This window comes from Mucilaginibacter sp. P4_G9 (assembly GCF_056400985.1).
This window is the reverse complement of the sequence record NZ_JBFUKF010000079.1, coordinates 1-17,295: the sequence shown is the minus strand read 5'-3', so window position 1 is coordinate 17,295 and position 17,295 is coordinate 1. Positions and strand designations below refer to the sequence as shown.

Sequence of the window (17,295 nt, the reverse complement as noted above, 5' to 3'; positions counted from 1 at the left end):
CGTTTAAAGCCCCAAATACATTTACTTCGAAATTATCGCGTGCTTCCTGGTCGGTTGCTTCTTCCAGGCCTCCCAGCATACCGTAGCCTGCGTTATTAACTACCACATCAATTTTACCAAAGGTGCTGATGGTTTTTTCGATAGCTTCCTGTATGCTGTCTTCGCTTTTGATGTTTACGGCAAGCGGTAAAAAATGATCGTTGTTGGTACCAACAGCATTTTCAAGGTCGCTTATATTTCTTGATGTTGCAGCTACTTTATAACCTTCCTTTAATAGCCTTTTTGTTAGGGTAAGGCCCAATCCTTTTGAGGCCCCGGTTACGAACCATATTTTTTGATTTTCCATTTCTATATAAATTTTATGATTTCACCGATTTCAAGGGTGATTTCCCTGATTACTAAAGTTGTGATTGATTTTTAATTTTTTTGATTGTTGTGTTTAACCTTATCGTTAATGTTTCCATCTGGGTATGTTTTTGGTAGATGTTTTATCATTAAAAATCAGTTGCGCAGGTAATATCTTCCCATTGGTGGATCTCTTTATACAAACCATCAAGCTTGGTTAATGCCCTGTTGAAGGCATCGCCACCTAATAACAGGTAAAGCGGTGGATTTTCTTCATATGCTACGTTAATAATAGATGTAGCGGCCTTTTCGGGGTCCCCTGCCTGTTCGCCGTTCATGCTTCGGTATTTACAGTGCGATAATCTTACATCTTCATAATCGGCAATGGGGTTATCAGTAATAGTCAACGAGCCGGGATCGAGGAAATTGGTACGGAACGCACCGGGAGCAACCACCGTAACTTTGATACCCAATGCTTTAACATCGCCGGCCAAAACTTCTGACAGGCCGATTACCGCATGCTTAGCCGCCGCGTAAATGGCCCAGCCAATGCCGCCGGTAATACCAGCGATGGATGCTATATTAATGATATGCCCTGAGCGTTGTTTGCGCAGGTAAGGCATTACAAACCTGATTACGTTAAGCGTAGCAAATACATTTACATCAAAGGCCTGGCGGGCTTCTTTATCGGTAACCTCTTCAATAGCGCCACCAATACCATAGCCGGCATTGTTGATAACCACATCTATCCGGCCAAATGTTTCATAGGTATGCTGTAGGGCCAGTGATACACTGCTTTCGTTAACAAGATCGAGCCCAAATCCCTTTGAAGCGCCAGTGATAAACCATACTTTGTTGTTGTCCATATCATTGTTTGTTTTGATATAACAAAGATAATATGGCAGCCAGGGCGGAGTATTACACTATTCAAACCAATGGTTACAAAATTCAAACATTTCTGAACGAGGAGGGGGTAAGCCGGGTGTTTTTTTTGAAAAAGTTGTTGAAATGGGTAGGCTCCTCAAAGCCCAGGCAGTAGCCAATCTCGGATATATTCCAGTCGGTGTGCCTTAACAGGGATTTGGCTTCGCTTAGCAGGCGGTCGGCGATGTGGTCGGTGGTGGTTTTGCCGGTGGTTTCGCGGATGGCGCGGTTGAGGTGGTTTACATGAACCGACAGCCGCTGCGCAAAATCATTGGCAGATCGCAGTGCAAACCGCTGAGAAGGTGTTTCTATCGGGAATTGCCGCTCCAGTAATTCGGTAAAAACTGATGTGATCCTTGATTTGGCATCGGCGTGCTTGTATACGTTTTCTGATGGCTGGGTTTTAAGGGCGTAGTAGCAAAGTTCGGTAACGTAATTGCGGATCAGGTCGTATTTAAAGGGATAATCGGAGTTGATCTCTTCGGTCATCTTTAAAAACAAACCGGTTACATATTCGCTTTGGGCGACATCTAAAGCGTAAACCGGTTTGGCGCCCAGGCCAAACATAGGTAGTTCGCTTAAGCCGCCCCTGAACCGATCGGCAAAAAACGACTCGGTGAATATGCAAAAGAAACCCGTGCGATCATTACTCATATGCTCAAACGTATATGGTACATGCGGGCTAAAAAACATCAGCGAAGTGCCCGAAAGGTTGAGGCTTTTATCGGCGTAGTGAATAATATTATCGCCATGCATCAGGCTGATCTTGTAAAAGCTTCTGCGGCTATAGGTAACCGGTTTGGCATTGGGGCCAATACAATCCTCAATCCTGAAAACATTAAAATGACCCATGTTTTGCTGCAGGTTATCGGGCAGCCAATCAAACTTATGCCTGTAGAAATCTTCAAGTGTTTCGGTGGTCATATTCAAAATTACAAAATTCAAACCGCATGTCAAGTAGTAGCACCATTTTTACATTAAAATTGCAGTACTTTTATTTTAGTTTAATGCACTTTTATCAACTTTTAGGTAACTTTTATTCAAATTTATGCAAGCTGGTCGCCAATGGCAATAAAACGGGGTATTTAATGGTAAAACTTAAAATTCTACCTCGCGGACCGAATCCGGGTGAGGTTTCCTGAATTTCACAAGGCACTTTTTTATATAAGTGAAAATATCGTAATCGCTCATCTTTTTCACCTGGTCGATACCTGGGCGATACATATTAATAAAGCTATACAACGAATCGGCCTGCAGGCTGGTAAGTTGGGCTACCCTTTCATCGCTGAAGCGGCTATCAATATACTTTGCCTGCTCATCCTTTATCAGTACCTGCTTAAATTTATAGGCCCTGCTGTGTTTGTAAGTGAGGGCAGTTATCAGCGGACTTAAACTAATGGTAACACCCGCGATAGGTATAGGCCCCGAACCTATGGAGGGCCTGATGATTTCTTTGAGCTTAGGCGGCGCGCTATTAAAATCTTTAGCAAACTCCTTCCGGTTATTGATAGAGTCCTTCACCCTGTTGCGCCGGGCGCTTATGTTTACCTGGTTAAGCTGGATAGTAACTTGTTCCAGCTGCACAACCACCTCTTTGATTTTTGTTGCATCAACGGGCAAGGTGTACAACTTATAGCCCTGCATCTTTACTTTAAGGGTATCCTTCGGTTTTGATATATTGATGCTAAACCTGCCTGCCATATCGCTGATGGCGCTTGAGTTTGTTGATGTTACCCATGCCCCGCTGATGCGTTGCCCGGTAACTTTATCGGTTACGATGCCGCTTATTTTTTGCCCGTATGAGCAAAGGCAAATACATATACAAGGTATAATAAGCAGGTACCGCATATTTGTAACGATTGGTTTAGTGATCAGTACATTACAAATGTAACCGGCAGGCAGGCTTGGTAGATAGGGTTTAACATCTTTTAACGAAAGGAAGGGACTTATAACCAGGAAGTGTTTTGGCTAAAGCCACCTTGAAGCTCTGTTTACCCGTCCCATAAATGGGACGGCAATGAAATCGGTTTTGCTGTTTGATGCATTTACTATTCATTGCCGTCGGCTTCAGCCAACGGATATTATAATCAGTAACACGTTCTGGCTTTAGCCAAAACCTGATACTATCAGCTTTACCTGTTCGCCATCACCGCATTGGTAAGCTTCACAAAATCATCCACGCTCAAACGCTCTGCCCTTAAGTCGAGGGTGGCATTATCGGTCATTTTTTCTTTGTTGATGAGGGACGATATGGCATTACGCAATGTTTTGCGGCGCTGGTTAAAACCGGCTTTAACTATCTGCCAAAATAATTTCTCGTCGCAGTCCAGGTTTTCGGCATCTTTACGGGTAAGGCGGATAACTGCCGAGAGTACTTTTGGCGGTGGGTTAAATACACCGGCCTTTACCGTGAACAGGTACTCCACCTTATAATAGGCCTGCAAAAACACGCTTAGGATGCCGTACTCCTTACTGCCCGGTTTGGCAGCGCAGCGTTCGGCAACTTCTTTCTGAAACATGCCAACTACCTCAATTACCTGCCGGCGGTTATCAAGCACTTTAAACAGTATCTGCGACGATATGTTGTAAGGGAAGTTACCGATGATAGCCAGCGGACCATCAACCACGGTTTTAAAATCCATCTCTAAAAAATCGGCATTGATGAGGCGGGTGCCCAGCTGCGGGTATTTTTTTTTAAGGTAGTGAAACGATTCTTCATCAATATCAATCAGCGATACGTCATACTCCGGTTTCTGCAGTAAAAAATCCGACAGGATCCCCATACCCGGACCAACTTCGAGCACATGGCTGTACCTGCCTTCGGGTTTAAGGCTGTCGACAATTTTGGCTGCTATATTTTTATCAGTAAGAAAGTGTTGCCCTAAATGTTTTTTTGCCCTTACCAATGTCATTATTAATCAAATATTTGAGCAAATAACGTCATATTTGTGCTTTAATCAGGAACAAATCTTTTATTTGCAGCTTGAAGGAGTATCAAGTAGTTAGTATCAGGTATCACGACAAGGGGAAATGGTGAGTGGAGAGGGGTGAATAGTGAGTGGTTAGAAAGCTCAAAAATCCTGAAAAACAAACGACTTGTGAAGAATCCAGGGTCAAATAATTGCGTTAGGGATTGAAGTGGATACCGGCCCGGCGGATAAGGCCCTGAGCAGTATGAACGGAAAGCCCGCCCGCAGGGAACGCCCCGGAAAGAATCAAGGGGATATTTGGATTAAACAATAAGGACAAAAGAATAAAATAAGCCTGGACGTAATTTCAGGTAAACCAATATAAATTCAATCACAGATTTTAGTGAACGAAATCACCTCCAAAAAATCGGTGAAATCACAAAAAATCGGTGAAATCATAAATAAAGAAATGAGCGACAAAATAAAAGTAGGTATCAGCATAGGCGATGTGAATGGCATAGGTTTAGAGATTATTATAAAAACCCTGGCCGATAGTAAAATTTATGATTATTGTACCCCCATTGTTTATGGCCATACAAAAGTAGCATCGTTCCACCGTCGTGCTACCAATGTTAGCGAGCTTAATTTTCATGTTATAAATGATCCTTCGCAGGCACAGCCTAAAAAACCCAACATGATTAATTGCTGGGAAGAGGATGTAAAGATTGAGCCGGGTGTAGTATCAGAAGCGGGTGGCAAGTACGCTTTTAAATCACTTGAGCGTGCCGCCTATGATTTAAAGGAGGGCTATATTGATGCCCTGGTTACAGCGCCTATCAATAAGGATAATATCCAGAGCGATCAGTTTAATTTTCCCGGCCATACAGAATATTTACAGCAAAAGGATGGCGCGGCCGAATCATTAATGTTTTTGGTAAGCGATACCCTGCGCGTTGGTGTGGTTACGGGACATATCCCGATTTCAAAAGTATCTGAAAGCATTACAGCCGATAAAATTGTGGCCAAGCTAAAGCTGATGAACCACAGTTTGCAAAATGATTTCTGGATTCGTAAACCCAAAATAGCGGTGCTGGGCTTAAACCCGCATGCCAGCGATAACGGCCTTATTGGTAACGAAGAGAAAGATACCATTATCCCGGCTATTGAAGAGGCACGTAATAATGATATACTGGCTTTTGGCCCGTACTCGGCCGATGGTTTTTTTGCCAACGGAACTTATTTGCAGTTTGATGCTGTATTGGCTATGTATCACGACCAGGGTTTAATCCCTTTTAAACAGATAGCATTTGAAACCGGTGTTAACTTTACCGCAGGCTTAAACTTTGTACGCACCTCGCCAGATCATGGCACCGCGTATGATATTGCCGGCAAAAACCTGGCATCAGAGATCTCTTTCCGCGAGGCGCTATTTACTGCTATCCACATTGTAAAACACCGGAAGGAAACACTGGAACTGAACGAAAACCCACTTGTATTTGCCAAGCTAAGCCGCGACAGAGACTAAAAAAACGGGCGGGTAACTATAATGTTTCAATTTAATTGCCGTTAAGTTAAAACATTTGCTTTGATAATGCATTTACTCCCATAATGAATAATTTCACGGACCGGATACGCTCTATTGATGCCCTTCGTGCTGTTACTATGTTGCTCATGATATTTGTGAATGACCTTGATGGCATCCCGGGTACACCACAATGGCTTAAACATGTTGCAGAAAATGCCGACGGGCTGGGTCTTGCCGATACTATTTTTCCTGCATTTTTATTTATTGTAGGGCTATCTATTCCTTTTGCATTTCAAAACAGGTTAAAAAGTGGTAATTATAAAATACTATCGCGCATAGCAAGCCGGTCGTTCGCGCTGGTATTTATAGGATTTTTCCATGCCAATATGGAAACTTATAATGAGCATACCGCCGTTTTGCCCAAACCGGTATGGGAAAGCCTGGTAACTTTCAGCTTCTTTTTTATATTTTTAGATTACGGTAAAGAAACCAGCAACCTTAAGCGCTACCTGCTGCAGGGCGTAGGTGTTGTGTTATTGATAGCCATGTCTATCCTGTACAAAACTAACGATCCGGGGCATACCTGGCTGCACTTTACCTGGTGGGGAATATTAGGCCTTATAGGCTGGGCTTACCTCCTGTGCGCGCTTATTTACTATTACTCGGGCGGGCATTTATGGATCCAGGCCGCCGCATGGATCTTCTTCATGTTTTTTAATATGGATGTGCACTTTGGGTTCCTTAACTTTTTGGCTCCTGTGCAAAAATATGTATGGATAGCCGGTAATGGCGCTATGCAGGCCTTTACTATGGCCGGGGTATTTGTCTCGGTGCTGTATATGCGCCTAAAGGTCAATAACGAGCTTAAAATGCTGTGGGCGGCACTTGTACTTATTGCCATTATCCTGTTTAATATGGGCTTTATTGTGCGCTATTTTAGCGGGGGAATTTCCAAAGCGCGCGATACCCCTTCCTGGGTGCTGATATGTACAGGGATAAGTCTTATTGTATATGCCATATTTATTTACATAGTCGATTTTAAGCATAAGTACAAGTGGTTTAAGATTATTGAACCCGCGGGCACCAATACTTTTACCTGCTACATAGTGCCGTTTTTGTTTTACCCCATGTATGAGATGAGCAATATTGGCTATCCCGAATACCTGAGCCAGGGCACCGGGGGGCTTATTAAATGTATTGTGTTTGCTTTTGTGATGGTGTGGCTAACGGGGCTGCTGGATAAGATTAATATCAGGCTGAAAATTTAGGTTTTTGGAGGGCGAAAGGGAAAAGGTTAAAGGCGAAAGGTCAAAGGCAAAAGGTTTGGCTTCTTTCTCTTAATCAGCCTTGCAATTATAACATATGATATTCGATTTGCAAGGTCCCGTCCCCGCAGGGTCTCTCGAAGAGGACCCTGCGGTTGTACAAAGCCCGTATTGTTCACGAAAGCCGCGTTTATGCGAGGTGATCGTGTTTACCTTCACGTCCCCGCAGGGTCTCTCAAAGAGGACCCTGCGGTTGTACTAAGCCCGTATTGTTCACGAAAGCCGCGTTTATGCGAGGTGATCGTGTTTACCTCAGKGTCCTCTGCGAGAGACCCCGAGGGGACGGAATACCAGTTTCATTGTATTGCCCCCGCTTTTGCCAAACCTTTTGTTATGTGCTGTACTTTCCTGGTAAAGGTCACGTCCCCGCAGGGTCTCTCAAAGAGGACCCTGCGGTTGTACTAAGCCTGTATTGTTCACGAAAGCCGCGTTTATGCGAGGTGATCGTGTTTACCTCAGGGTCCTCTGTGAGAGACCCGAGGAGACGGAATACCAGTTTTATTGTATTGCCCCCGCTTTTGCCAAACCTTTTGTATGTGCTGTACTTTCCTGGTAACCAAAGGGATATAATTTATTGAGCAAAATACTATTGTTAGTTTTTACCAGGAGCCCGGTAATTGACAGACTTTTTGGATGCTGCGTCAATATCTGCTGCTGTAAGTAATACAGTGGTTGAAATCTTGACAAGACCTGAACCATTAACTGTTAACCCAACGGCCACCGCAGAAATATCATCAGGGAGTTCTACAATAACATACACATCTTCCTCGCCAAAGGCAAAATAAAATGATTCCATTTTACCACCCAGTCCTTCCAGCATTTTTTCAATGGCAGTTCTGCGTCCAGATCCGCCTTCTTGAATTAACCCCTTTGTTCCTTCGGAGTTATAAGTTCCTTTAATCAAATACTTTTTCATGTTTGTTATTTTTGAATTTCCCTACTCTTATGGCTTTTCGGATATGCCCCGTTTTTAGAATGGTCTCTGGTCTCCATTCGTATTTAGAAACAATATTGGTTTAGAGAATGCTTGCAGTATAGTAGATAATGTTCGGGGCTTGCAGATGTAGGGGAAATAGAGATCCGTTCGTCCGGTTAACTAAAGTTAAATTTATAAATAAAAGTTGATGATATACAGTTAAATTATTAACATCCAGCCCGATATGTAGCCAAATTGGAAAACAGAAAATCCCGTACCTGCAGGGGCCTCCGCGAGAGATCCCGAGGGGACGGAATATAAGTAAACAAGTCAAAAAACTGTTAGTATGGAAATTAAAGGGATTACTAAATAGTGATAATGCCTGCGCGGGCATTATTATTAAAAGAATTGCCGGAAATCTTCCGGTAATATTTTCCTTACCGGGAAGAATACATTGTGCAGGTGGTCGAAATCGTTGTCCGTTGTGATTAACTGTAAGCCTAATAAGGCTGCTAATGACGCGATCCACAGATCGTTTTTTCCCATATTTCTTGGAGCTTCAAACGGATATTCCTTAAAGTTTGGATTTAACCTTTGCGAGTATGCGTCGATCTCTGCATAAATATCGACGTAAGACTGGCTAATCTCTACAATATTGATCCCATCTAAAAAATCATGTAGAATATCAGCACGCTTAGCACCCCAATTATTTTTAAGCGCTAACGATTTAATTTCGGCTTCGGATGCTACTGAGATATATAAGGTTGAGTTATCAGGATTAATAAAATCTACAAAACTATCCGTGTTCCTTGTCCTTGAAATAAAAAGAAGAATATTGGTATCCAGTAATAAATTCATTACTTATCGTTGGCCATTTGTTTTAATAAATCCGCCCATTCTTCTTCTGTAAAAGGCTCTGGTTTAGGTGATTTTTTAAGCGCTTTTTTAAGTGTTTCGTTATTCTTGCCTGCTTTTATCCCAAAAGCTGTAGTTCCTCCCGCAGCAATAATTTCTTCTGGAGACACGCTTTTGTGAGTCTTGAATGCGCCTTTACCTGTTAGGTTCGTTTTCATATTTGCCTCCTTTCTATTACCAAATATACGCATATTTCAGCGTAAAAAAAGTGTAGATTTACGTTCTGACGAGTCTGCGTGCTTTCAATTTCCAACTCAAAAACCTTGATACCTGATGCTTTTTTTCCTCTCTCAAATCTCATATTCGAAATCTCATTACTGCGTTCCCTACGGGCCGTGCTGTTCGTTCATACTGCAGAGGTCTTAGCCACATTGGCCGGCCTCTCCAATGCTATTAAGTTGAGATGCTGACTGCTCCAGTGGAGCAAAAACTTGGTAGCACAAATAAATTAGCAATTTTTTGTGGGCCGGAGGTACGCTACCTAATGTTCCGTACCTCTGGCACGGAGCTTCACCTTTGCTTTTTTGCTACAAAGCTATTCCCCCGCTGGGGGAGAAACTCATTAACTTAATAGCATTGGGGGGCCTCTGCGAGAGATCCCGGGGGACGGAATAATAATGTTTTAGTTATCGCGTTCGATGATCATTTTTAAACCTCGCTGTCAAATCAAACATTCTTATTTTAACGTGCTCAGATTTGTTTGAATAGTAAAAGCCTTTAATTTTTCAACCAAAGGCTTTCATTGTTTTGCGGTCCCGGCCGTAGGCTATTAAGCCGTACCAGGGTTAGTTAGATGTCGGAAACCGAAAAGTTTGCTTTTACCGAAAGCGGAAATTGAGTACTCATACTAACATCTTCGTCGCATACCAGCGGATTTGCAAAGTCGGCTTCTTCTCTAATGCTTTCTTGCCGTGTTTTTCCATCCTCTACGATTAAAACCGATTGACGATGTCCGATAACCGTGTAGGTACTTTTGAGTTGCCACCACATATAAGATGCCCGTGGGTCCTCTGTTTTGGCATTAAAGGTTTTCTTTTTAGTAACCACCTCAGCAAGTGACACTTCTGCCGAAAGCGACAGCGTCAATTTTGCACCTATATCAATCAGCGAGTCCACCTTTAAACCAAGCGAGGCAGAAAATTCCTCACGCACTCCTACACTTAACGCCACGCCGATGCTCACAGACTCTTCCTGTGAAAAAGGTGTATCGGGCGTAATGGTGCAGCTGGTTACACGTACCCATTGCTGTTTGAATTCTAATTGCTGGTTGATAAGCCGCTTTTCTGAGGTCAGCGTAAGGCCATAAAAATTCTTTTGCGATAAAACTATGGTTTGATCGGGCAAGGGTACTTTCAATATTACCTTTGCAGGCGGCGGAAGTGGAAAGTCATTAATTCCGTTAGGGGCTGGTGGATCTGGCAATAATTTAATTGTGGGCGTCGTCATAATAAAAATTTTTAAGTTGCTGCAAGGTAGCGTGTGGCCATTTTACATAATAGGGTAAAAAACACCTTTTTTAGAAGTGAAGAAAAGGGTGTAGAAAGGTGCTGTTACGCCTGTGGTGGGTGGCATCATCTTATGTCATTGCGAGCGCAGCGCGGCAATCGCGAACTGTGCAGATCCACTCTGTGTAGTATGCGATTGCCGCGCTGCGCTCGCAATGACATAGATTTAGCGCTGGTAGTCAATGTTTTATAATCGTGTCATTATATGGAGCCCACCAGGAAAATCCTGGAAAAAACATTAGTGACATGTTGATTTTAGAAAACAACAACAACCATGTCATTGCGAGCGCAGCGCGGCAATCGCGAACAGTACAGGTCCGCTCTGCATAGTATGCGATTGCTTCGTTCCGCAATGATAGATTTTAATCGTACCAACCATCACTCAAATCGTTCCATAGAGGATTGTTGCCGATTATCAATTCGATCTTTTTTTGTCTTGAGCCGGCTTTCAATTGTTTTTCCCTTGCAATGGCATCCTGTATCCATTGGAAATCTTCGTAATGGACCAGTTTGTTACAGTTATACTTAGCTGAAAACCCTTTGAATAGTTTTTGTTTATGTTGGGATACACGACTTACCAAATCATTTGTTACACCAACATATAACACTGTGTTTGCCTTATTAGTTAAAATGTAAACATAGTATTGGTGTATTTTCATATATGTTAATGCATTCGTATCTTATGTCATTGCCGCGCTGCGCTTATAATGACGTGTTCGTAAATCGCTTATTGTCAGCGCTATTTTTTAATATAATCTATGTCATTGCGAGGGACGAAGCAATCGCAAGCTATACAGGGCGGACCTGTACTATTCGCGATTGCCGCGCTGCGCTCGCAATGACATAGACTATACAGGGCGGATCTGCACAGTCCGCGATTGCCGCGCTGCGCTCGCAATGACATAGCTATATTTGTTTTTCTTTTTCCTATGATTACATTGATCATTTTACTCCCCCTTCGGGGGGGCGGGGGCTTAACCTACCAAATCTTCACTCTTTTTTCCGGATCCAGCCACATTTTATCGCCTTTTTTAATGTGGAAAGCCAGGTAAAACTCGGGTACATCTGTAAATGGTCCGTTTACGCGCATAAAGCCGGGGGAATGTTCGTTGGTCAGGATCTGGCTGGATAATGATTCCTGCCTGTCTTGCCCCAGCCAGCCTAAAGCATAACCCAGGAAATAGCGTTGCAATGGTGTAAAGCCATTGATAAGTTTGCCTTCTTTATACTGATCGGTTTTCTTGAATGCATCCAGGCCGATCACTATACCGCCCAAATCGGCAATGTTTTCGCCCTGAGTTGCTTTGCCATTCACATGCAGGCCGTAAATGCTATAGCCGTTAAACTGGTTAATGAGCATTTGCGCGCGCTGCGTAAACTTTACCGAATCCTGCGGTAACCACCAGGCTTTTAAATTTCCTTTGGCATCAAACTGCCGGCCCTGGTCGTCAAACCCATGGGTCATTTCGTGGCCGATGGTGGATGCGGCGGCATAGCCGTAAATGATGGCGTCATCAATATTTTCGTCCTTAAAACCCGGAATAGTGAAAATACCGGCAGGCAGCACTATCTCGTTATTTGATGGATTGTAATAAGCGTTGTAGGTTTGTGGGGTCATTCCCCACTCGGTACGGTCAACAGGTTTGCCTAATTTGGCAGCGTTAAACTTGTGCCACCAGTTATTGGCGCGCATTACATTTAAAGCATATGGCCCGCGATTGATCTCCAGGTTCGAGAAATCTTTCCAGTTATCGGGGTAACCCACCTTCGGCATTACTTTGTTAAGCTTGTAATACGCCTTTTCTTTGGTTTGCGGGCTCATCCAATCCAGTTTTTCGATGTGTTCCCTGAAGGTTTCACGCATGGCTTCCACCAGTTTTACATAGCGCTCCTTCGTTTTTTCGGGAAAGTATTCTTTTACAAATATTTGTCCTAATACCTCGCCCATTAAGCCGTTCTCGGTGTCAAGCACGCGTTTCCAGCGGGGCAGCTGTTCTTTGCTGCCATAAATCACCATATCATAAAAGCGAAAAAGCTCCTGGTCGAAAGGTTTACTTAAATAGGAGCCAAAGGTTGTTACCAGGTTTTTACGCAGGTAATTTTTCCAATCGTTAATACTATAATTGTGCAGTGCTTTATTGAAAGCGCGGTAATACTCCGGCTGGCCAACTATAACAGTATCCACATTTTTATAATTCAATTTATCAAATGTCGATTTCCAGTCAACATCCGGCGCCAGCTTGGTTAAACCGGCCAGGGTCATTTTATTATAGTTGTGGTAAGGGTCGCGCAGGTCTTCCAGTTTGCGGCTGCTATCGGCCAAAGCTGTTTCTAAAGCATAGGTTTTTTTAGCAGCGGCATTTGCAGCATCGGCAGGTAGTCCGCTCAATTTAAAAATAGTAGGTAAGTGTTTCTGCTGATAATCTGTACGGATGGCAACGCTGTGTGCATCTTTGTTGAAATAATAATCGCGGTTTGGCAACCCTATTCCTGATTGATCCAGCTGCAGCATAATCTTATCGCTGTTTTTGCTATCCTGGCCGGCATAAGTACCTAAAGGCGTAGTTACGCCAATTCCGTCAAGGTGGGCAAACTCCTCAACCAGGCTCTTAATATCTTTTATATCATCTATCTTTTTCAGTTCTTCCTGAAGCGGAGAAAGGCCCTGCTTTTCAATAGCAGCGGTATCCATCCCGCTGTAATAAAAATCGCCTATTTTTTGGGTGTTGCTGCCTTTGGGGGCATTGGCTTTAAGCGCGTCTTCGTTGATCTTTTTCATACGGTCACGCAGTTCTTCCTGTACTACGTTACCTATGCCCCATGCCGCGTAGGCGCCGGGGATGGGGTTTTTCCTGAGCCATGTTCCGTTGGCATATTTAAAGAAATCGTCGCCCGGCCTTATGGTGGTATCCATGTTTTTAATCACCGGATCGTTATCAGCATAAATTTTTGTTTTGTTCTCGCAGGCGGCAAACAAGGTGAGCATTAATGCTCCGGCTAACAACGCAGGAGGCGAAATCTTTTTGATCATAAAATTATTTAAGTGTATAAAAAAAAATACAACGGTTGTATGGAATAATAGAATGCAGGACAACAAATTTATTAAAAAAGGCAGTCTTAATAAATACCCTGAAAAAAACCTGCTAAAGAAACATCAAAATAATAACACACTTTTCTGAGCGTATCCAGCCTGATATCAATTTTCCCCGACTCGAGCCTGGCGATATTAATATTGGTTTCGGCCAGAAACTTTTCCTGTGTAACCTGGTTTTGCCTGCGCAGATTTTTGATCTGGAGCGCAATTTTCTTCTTAAATGCCTCGTCGGAGTTAGTAAGGTATTCAAAGTCAGTAAGTAACATGATTTAATAAAATTAATTAAAAAACTGATTTTTGACAGGGGATTCAAAAATAATTAGCGTTAGTATTTAAAGTTCGTGAAAAATATTTGCAATAATAAGGTGTTATTAACTATTTATTTAGGTAAAAATTTGTACCGCGCAACAATTACTGGCAGCGAATTTGTTTATTAAGTTGTGCCCTGCATATGTTCTGTGAAAAAAAATTAAATCACCTACCTGTGAAAAACTTTTTTTGAATTCTCAGACGCCCAAGTTGAGATTTTTTGTTCTTTGTTTTGGGTTTAATCAATAGTTTAAATTAATTAGGGGAAAGGGAGCTTCCAAAAAGGCTCTCTTTTTTTTGTTTAATATTTTTTACTATGCATGCATAGTAATTACTATATTTAGATTTTTATAATACTATGCAATTTAAATTTACAGATGAGCAGCTGATGATTAAACAGGCAGCCCGTGATTTTGCCCAAACCGAATTAAAACCCGGTGTAATTGAGCGCGATGATCACCAGAAATTCCCGGCCGCACAAATAAAAAAATTAGGAGAGCTTGGCTTTTTAGGGATGATGGTTTCGCCGCAATATGGCGGCAGTGGTATGGATGCCATATCATACGTGCTGGCCATGGAAGAGATCTCGAAGATAGATGCCTCCACCGCCGTGGTGCTTTCTGTAAATAACTCGTTGGTTTGTAGCGGGCTGGAGAAATTTGGGAATGAATTTCAGAAAGAAAAATATTTGGTACCCCTGGCCAGGGGCGAAAAGATAGGCGCTTTCTGCCTTTCGGAACCGGAAGCGGGCTCTGATGCCACATCGCAAAAAACCACCGCTGTTGATATGGGCGATTATTACCTGCTTAATGGTGTAAAAAACTGGATCACCAATGGCGGCACCGCTTCTACCTATATTGTAATGGCCCAAACTGATGTTTCAAAAAAGCATAATGGAGTTAATGCCCTTATTGTTGAAAAGGGCATGGAAGGCTTTACAATAGGCCCCAAAGAAAATAAGATGGGCATCCGTGGGTCTGATACGCATTCAATCATGTTTGCTGATGTTAAAGTGCCTAAGGAAAACCGGATCGGGGCAGAAGGATTCGGTTTTAAATTCGCCATGGCTGTGCTGGACGGTGGGCGGATAGGTATTGCCGCGCAGGCTTTAGGGATAGCGGCGGGAGCGCATGAGCTGGCTTTGCAATATGCAAAGGAGCGGAAGGCTTTTGGTAAAACCATAGCCAATTTACAGGCCATTCAATTTAAACTGGCAGATATGGCTACCGAAATTGAAGCTGCACGTTTACTTTGCATTAAAGCCGCCTGGCTAAAAGATAAGGGATTGCCATATGCCCAGGCCAGCTCAATGGCCAAACTTTTTGCATCGGATGTAGCTATGCGGGTTACTGTTGAAGCAGTGCAGATTCATGGGGGATATGGCTATGTAAAGGAATACCATGTAGAACGTTTAATGCGGGATGCTAAAATTACCCAGATTTATGAGGGTACATCAGAAATTCAGCGGATTGTCATTTCGCGCGAAGTGTTGAAATAATGGGCCGATTTTTATACTTTTGAAAAAGTATATTAAATTAGTAGACTATTTTTAAATCAACATGAATTTAAAAACCATTATAGCAACCCTATCATGCGCTGTGCTTTTGCAGGCTGCATCGGCCCAAACAAAACTTAAAACGGGTGTTTGGCGCGGAGCGCTTACAACAAAATCGGCTAACGAGATCCCTTTTAATTTTGAGGTTAAAGATACCGCCGGTAAACAACAGCTTGCTATAATTAATGGTGCCGAAAGGTTTAAGGTAACGGATGTTACCTCCAGGGGCGATTCTGTTTTTATACAAATGCCCCTTTTTAATTCGGAATTTAAACTGAAGCTGGATGGTGATAAGCTGAAAGGTAACTGGGTAAGGCACCTGGCCAGCCAGGATTTGCTGGTGCCATTTGCTGCCGAACCCAATACTGCCTGGCGTTTTTTAAAGAACCCCGCAAAACCTGCTTTTAATGCAGGCGGCCGGTGGTCGGCCATCATTGGTGAAGGTGAAGGGCGGGATACCACCGTGGGTGAATTTAAACAGGTGGGCGATAAGCTAACCGGCACATTTTTAACCACCACCGGCGATTACCGCTACCTGGAAGGAATTGTATCGGGAGATAAGCTTTACCTTTCCTGCTTTGACGGTGGCCATGCCTATACTTTTACCGCAACAATAAAAGATGAACAAACCATTACCGATGGTAAGTTTTACGCGGGCTACTCCTCGGTACAATCATGGGCCGCGGTAAAGGATGCAAACGCCAAATTGCCGGATGCCTATTCATTAACCGCGCTTAAACCCGGTTTTAAAAAGATAGATTTTAGCTTTAAGGACATCAACGGCAAAACAGTTTCTTTACAGGATGATAGATACAAAAACAAGGTAGTTATTGTACAGATCCTTGGCTCGTGGTGCCCCAACTGCATGGATGAAACTGCTTATATGGTTAACTATTACAAAAAATACCAGCCTAAAGGCGTAGAGGTAGTTGGTTTAGCCTATGAAAGAACTACCGATTTTGCCAAATCGCAAAAGGCCTTACAGCAGGTTAAAAACCGTTTCAACGTGCCTTATGAATTGCTGATAACCGGCTATACCAGCGATAGGGCAGAGACATCAAAAAGTTTGCCCATGCTCTCGAAAGTGGTAGGTTTTCCCACAACCATTATTATTGATAAAAGCGGAGATGTACGTAAGATCCATACCGGCTTTAACGGCCCTGGTACGGGTGAGTATTATACGGTGTTTATTAATGAGTTTGAGAAACTGACAGACGATCTGCTGGCCGAGCCTTCCGGAGCAATAAAGGGTAAGTAATAAAAGAGTGTAATTATAATCCTTCAAGTACAGAACGATTAACGATCAAAGAATAATTATTCTTTAAGAAACTCATCCACGGCCTTTACCGCGTTCTCATACCGGTCATCTCCTGTGYCCGAGATGAGCACATATCTTGCGTTCAGGGCGTTTAGTTCCTTGTACCAAACATTCATAAAGTGTTCGCGCATGGTGGGGAAGTTACGCAAGGGGTCATCCTGCCAGGGCAAATCAATATTTAATAATAAATATAAGTCATATGGATGTTTGGGCAATTCATCCAGTACCTCTTGTGGCGTGCGGCCAAACATCTCGTCGCTCCAGATTTTTACGGTGATGAAAGTAGTATCGCAGATCAGGATCTTATTGGCCTTCGGCAGCAGTTCTTCTTCTAAGGCCAGCTGACCGTAAAACATATTGATCTCATCCTGCCAGGTGCAGGCGTCAGTGAGTTTTTCGCAATAGCCACGTGCATACTCTGGTACTGCAATGGTATGATAATGCGTAGCCAAATAATCAGACATGGTTGATTTACCTGTTGATTCGGGACCTACTACTGCTATTTTGAGAATGTTGTTCATGAACGAGTTTACCGATGCAAAAGCGGGTAGTCATGCTGAAAACAAGTTCGGCATGACTACCCGCTTTAAATTAAAAACAGATTACCTTTCCAGCTTCGGCACCCTCGTTGGCGTATCTGTACCTGCAACTATGC

At 43.0% G+C, this 17,295-nt stretch carries 17 protein-coding genes; 4 read left to right on the top strand and 13 right to left on the bottom strand.

Annotated elements, in window-relative coordinates; translation table 11 throughout:
- The 5 genes from AC1DPZ_RS09530 to rsmA form a co-directional block, all read right to left on the bottom strand.
- Positions 1-346: SDR family NAD(P)-dependent oxidoreductase (locus AC1DPZ_RS09530; RefSeq protein ID WP_477402744.1), on the bottom strand; the 346-nt coding region annotated here is incomplete at its 3' end.
- A 148-nt stretch (positions 347-494) separates the two neighbouring features.
- Complete coding sequence (locus tag AC1DPZ_RS09525; protein WP_477402743.1) at positions 495-1,211, bottom strand: SDR family NAD(P)-dependent oxidoreductase; 717 nt, start codon at positions 1,209-1,211, stop codon at positions 495-497.
- A gap of 82 nt (positions 1,212-1,293) precedes the next feature.
- A complete protein-coding gene (locus AC1DPZ_RS09520; RefSeq protein WP_477402742.1) occupies positions 1,294-2,193 on the bottom strand; it encodes a helix-turn-helix domain-containing protein in 900 nt (299 codons plus the stop codon).
- Positions 2,194-2,367: 174 nt separating this feature from the next.
- On the bottom strand, positions 2,368-3,117 hold the full coding sequence (locus tag AC1DPZ_RS09515) for a carboxypeptidase-like regulatory domain-containing protein (protein WP_477402741.1): 750 nt from the start codon (positions 3,115-3,117) through the stop codon (positions 2,368-2,370).
- 284 nt (positions 3,118-3,401) lie between these two features.
- Positions 3,402-4,181: a 16S rRNA (adenine(1518)-N(6)/adenine(1519)-N(6))-dimethyltransferase RsmA gene (rsmA, locus tag AC1DPZ_RS09510; RefSeq protein WP_477402740.1), complete on the bottom strand. Its 780-nt coding sequence runs from the start codon at positions 4,179-4,181 to the stop codon at positions 3,402-3,404.
- Positions 4,182-4,647: 466 nt separating this feature from the next.
- Here rsmA and pdxA point away from each other — a divergent pair, with 466 nt between their 5' ends.
- Both pdxA and AC1DPZ_RS09500 read left to right on the top strand, forming a co-directional pair.
- Positions 4,648-5,703, top strand: a complete 1,056-nt coding sequence (gene pdxA, locus AC1DPZ_RS09505) for a 4-hydroxythreonine-4-phosphate dehydrogenase PdxA (protein WP_477402739.1) — start codon at positions 4,648-4,650, stop codon at positions 5,701-5,703.
- An 83-nt stretch (positions 5,704-5,786) separates the two neighbouring features.
- Positions 5,787-6,971, top strand: a complete 1,185-nt coding sequence (locus tag AC1DPZ_RS09500; RefSeq protein WP_477402738.1) for a heparan-alpha-glucosaminide N-acetyltransferase domain-containing protein — start codon at positions 5,787-5,789, stop codon at positions 6,969-6,971.
- Positions 6,972-7,620: 649 nt separating this feature from the next.
- Here the strand turns inward: AC1DPZ_RS09500 and AC1DPZ_RS09495 are convergent.
- From AC1DPZ_RS09495 to AC1DPZ_RS09465, 7 genes are all read right to left on the bottom strand, one after another.
- Entirely contained in the window at positions 7,621-7,944 is a 324-nt protein-coding gene (locus AC1DPZ_RS09495; RefSeq protein WP_477402737.1) for a GYD domain-containing protein, read from the bottom strand.
- Between the two features lie 399 nt (positions 7,945-8,343).
- Entirely contained in the window at positions 8,344-8,802 is a 459-nt protein-coding gene (locus AC1DPZ_RS09490; protein ID WP_477402736.1) for a type II toxin-antitoxin system VapC family toxin, read from the bottom strand.
- A complete protein-coding gene (locus tag AC1DPZ_RS09485) occupies positions 8,802-9,017 on the bottom strand; it encodes a hypothetical protein (RefSeq protein WP_477402735.1) in 216 nt (71 codons plus the stop codon). Before AC1DPZ_RS09485 ends, AC1DPZ_RS09490 begins: the two co-directional genes overlap by 1 nt.
- Before the next feature lie 631 nt (positions 9,018-9,648).
- Positions 9,649-10,305, bottom strand: coding sequence for a hypothetical protein (locus tag AC1DPZ_RS09480; RefSeq protein WP_477402734.1), 657 nt, complete (start codon positions 10,303-10,305; stop codon positions 9,649-9,651).
- Between the two features lie 421 nt (positions 10,306-10,726).
- Complete coding sequence (locus AC1DPZ_RS09475) at positions 10,727-11,023, bottom strand: GIY-YIG nuclease family protein (protein WP_477402733.1); 297 nt, start codon at positions 11,021-11,023, stop codon at positions 10,727-10,729.
- Between the two features lie 320 nt (positions 11,024-11,343).
- On the bottom strand, positions 11,344-13,395 hold the full coding sequence (locus AC1DPZ_RS09470; RefSeq protein ID WP_477402732.1) for a M13 family metallopeptidase: 2,052 nt from the start codon (positions 13,393-13,395) through the stop codon (positions 11,344-11,346).
- A gap of 86 nt (positions 13,396-13,481) precedes the next feature.
- Entirely contained in the window at positions 13,482-13,724 is a 243-nt protein-coding gene (locus AC1DPZ_RS09465; RefSeq protein WP_477402731.1) for a helix-turn-helix domain-containing protein, read from the bottom strand.
- 401 nt (positions 13,725-14,125) lie between these two features.
- Here AC1DPZ_RS09465 and AC1DPZ_RS09460 point away from each other — a divergent pair, with 401 nt between their 5' ends.
- Both AC1DPZ_RS09460 and AC1DPZ_RS09455 read left to right on the top strand, forming a co-directional pair.
- A complete protein-coding gene (locus tag AC1DPZ_RS09460; RefSeq protein WP_477402730.1) occupies positions 14,126-15,265 on the top strand; it encodes an acyl-CoA dehydrogenase in 1,140 nt (379 codons plus the stop codon).
- A 61-nt stretch (positions 15,266-15,326) separates the two neighbouring features.
- On the top strand, positions 15,327-16,580 hold the full coding sequence (locus tag AC1DPZ_RS09455) for a peroxiredoxin family protein (protein WP_477402729.1): 1,254 nt from the start codon (positions 15,327-15,329) through the stop codon (positions 16,578-16,580).
- A 56-nt stretch (positions 16,581-16,636) separates the two neighbouring features.
- Here the strand turns inward: AC1DPZ_RS09455 and AC1DPZ_RS09450 are convergent, their stop codons facing one another.
- Positions 16,637-17,161, bottom strand: a complete 525-nt coding sequence (locus tag AC1DPZ_RS09450; RefSeq protein ID WP_477402728.1) for an AAA family ATPase — start codon at positions 17,159-17,161, stop codon at positions 16,637-16,639.
- Positions 17,162-17,295: the final 134 nt, after the last annotated feature.

Excerpts from the sequence above, each read along its gene's own strand:
- AC1DPZ_RS09525 (WP_477402743.1), bottom strand. The coding sequence starts at position 1,211 with ATGGACAACAACAAAGTATGGTTTATCACTGGCGCTTCAAAGGGATTT.
- AC1DPZ_RS09520 (WP_477402742.1), bottom strand. The coding sequence starts at position 2,193 with ATGACCACCGAAACACTTGAAGATTTCTACAGGCATAAGTTTGATTGG.
- AC1DPZ_RS09515 (WP_477402741.1), bottom strand. The coding sequence starts at position 3,117 with ATGCGGTACCTGCTTATTATACCTTGTATATGTATTTGCCTTTGCTCA.
- rsmA (WP_477402740.1), bottom strand. The coding sequence starts at position 4,181 with ATGACATTGGTAAGGGCAAAAAAACATTTAGGGCAACACTTTCTTACT.
- pdxA (WP_477402739.1), top strand. The coding sequence starts at position 4,648 with ATGAGCGACAAAATAAAAGTAGGTATCAGCATAGGCGATGTGAATGGC.
- AC1DPZ_RS09500 (WP_477402738.1), top strand. The coding sequence starts at position 5,787 with ATGAATAATTTCACGGACCGGATACGCTCTATTGATGCCCTTCGTGCT.
- AC1DPZ_RS09495 (WP_477402737.1), bottom strand. The coding sequence starts at position 7,944 with ATGAAAAAGTATTTGATTAAAGGAACTTATAACTCCGAAGGAACAAAG.
- AC1DPZ_RS09490 (WP_477402736.1), bottom strand. The coding sequence starts at position 8,802 with ATGAATTTATTACTGGATACCAATATTCTTCTTTTTATTTCAAGGACA.
- AC1DPZ_RS09485 (WP_477402735.1), bottom strand. The coding sequence starts at position 9,017 with ATGAAAACGAACCTAACAGGTAAAGGCGCATTCAAGACTCACAAAAGC.
- AC1DPZ_RS09480 (WP_477402734.1), bottom strand. The coding sequence starts at position 10,305 with ATGACGACGCCCACAATTAAATTATTGCCAGATCCACCAGCCCCTAAC.
- AC1DPZ_RS09475 (WP_477402733.1), bottom strand. The coding sequence starts at position 11,023 with ATGAAAATACACCAATACTATGTTTACATTTTAACTAATAAGGCAAAC.
- AC1DPZ_RS09470 (WP_477402732.1), bottom strand. The coding sequence starts at position 13,395 with ATGATCAAAAAGATTTCGCCTCCTGCGTTGTTAGCCGGAGCATTAATG.
- AC1DPZ_RS09465 (WP_477402731.1), bottom strand. The coding sequence starts at position 13,724 with ATGTTACTTACTGACTTTGAATACCTTACTAACTCCGACGAGGCATTT.
- AC1DPZ_RS09460 (WP_477402730.1), top strand. The coding sequence starts at position 14,126 with ATGCAATTTAAATTTACAGATGAGCAGCTGATGATTAAACAGGCAGCC.
- AC1DPZ_RS09455 (WP_477402729.1), top strand. The coding sequence starts at position 15,327 with ATGAATTTAAAAACCATTATAGCAACCCTATCATGCGCTGTGCTTTTG.